We start from the raw sequence: 1,379 nt of genomic DNA on the forward strand, positions 1-1,379 counted from the left end.
CCTCGGGCTCGATCCGGGCGCGGCCGACGTGCTCGTCGCCTACGAGCGGGCGCGCCGGTTCGACACGCTGGCGATGGCGGCGGCCACCGACGGCCTCAACCGCCTGTTCTCGAACGACGCCCTGCCGGTCCGCATCGCCCGCGACCTGGGCCTCGGCCTCGTCGACCGACTGCCCGGCCTCAAGCGCTTCTTCGTCGGCGAGGCCGCCGCCTCGCGCGGCACCCAACCGCGGCTGCTGCGCGGCGAGGCGCTGTGAGGCGCCTCAGGTCGTGGCGGTAACGCGCTCGGTTTCCCCGCCGCTCTGCCGACGGAATTCAGACATCCCGGCTTCTGGCGATGCACTCTACGCGCATCCCCTCTCCCCGCATGCGGGGAGAGGGCTTTGCCGACCTCGTCGTCGGCAAAGCGAGGCGGCAGCCGACGGTGAGGGGGCGACGCCGGACGTGGCTCTTTCGGAAGCTCCCCCTCACCGCCGCTGCGGCTTCGCCTTCGCTTCCCGCACGGACGACGAGGTCCGTGCAGGCCTCTCCCCGCCCGCGGGGAGAGGGGAACCCGCGGGTCGTCCGAGGCCGTGACGACATGTGTGACTACGGGAGCCCGTCTGCGGGGGGAGGGAGGAGGCGCGCGGCCTTCGAATCAGGCCGCGCGGAACTCCCTCAGGCCTTTGCAGCTCAGCCCTTGGCCTTGGTGGCGCGGTCGATGCCTTCCTGGATCAGGCGGTGGGCCTCGGTCTTGTCGCCCCAGCGCACGAACTTGACCCACTTGCCGGGCTCGAGATCCTTGTAGTGCTCGAAGAAGTGCTGGATCTGCTCGATCGTGATCTCGGGCAGGTCGGTGTAGTTCTCGATCCGGTCGTAGCGCTTGGTCAGGTGGCGCGAGGGCACGGCGATGATCTTCTCGTCCTCGCCGCCCTCGTCCTCCATCACCATCACGCCGACCACGCGCGCGCTCATGATCGCGCCCGGCAGCACGGCGCGGGTGTTGGCGATGAGCACGTCGCAGGGGTCGCCGTCGCCGGACAGGGTGTGCGGGATGAAGCCGTAATTCCCCGGGTAGAACATCGGGGTGTAGAGGAAGCGGTCCACGACGAGCGCGCCGGCCTCCTTGTCCATCTCGTACTTGATCGGCTCGCCGCCGAGCGGCACCTCGATGATGACGTTGACGTCGTGCGGCGGATTCTTGCCGATCGAGATGTTGTCGATGATCATGGCGCTGGCGTCCCGTGGATCGGGGCCTCGCCCCGTTGGGCCGGTCTCTTAAAGCGCCTCGGCGCCGAAGCAAATCCGGGCCGCGCCGCCGCCCGCGACGAACGCGGAGAAGCGTCAGCCGAACAGGTAGCCGACCTTGGGCAGCGGCACGCCGGCGAGGCGGTCGAGCGC

The 1,379-nt window shown here is 69.9% G+C and carries 1 protein-coding gene and 1 pseudogene; one reads left to right on the forward strand and one right to left on the reverse strand.

Annotated elements, in window-relative coordinates; genetic code table 11:
- Positions 1 to 256: pseudogene (locus tag FV222_RS26175) on the forward strand (2-octaprenyl-6-methoxyphenyl hydroxylase); the annotation flags it as partial.
- 415 nt (positions 257 to 671) lie between these two features.
- Here the strand turns inward: FV222_RS26175 and ppa are convergent.
- Positions 672 to 1,208, reverse strand: coding sequence for an inorganic diphosphatase (ppa, locus tag FV222_RS26180; RefSeq protein WP_147750541.1), 537 nt, complete (start codon positions 1,206 to 1,208; stop codon positions 672 to 674).
- Between the last annotated feature and the right edge of the window lie 171 nt (positions 1,209 to 1,379).

The organism is Methylobacterium sp. WL103, from assembly GCF_008039885.1.
In the GTDB taxonomy this organism is placed as follows: domain Bacteria; phylum Pseudomonadota; class Alphaproteobacteria; order Rhizobiales; family Beijerinckiaceae; genus Methylobacterium; species Methylobacterium cerastii.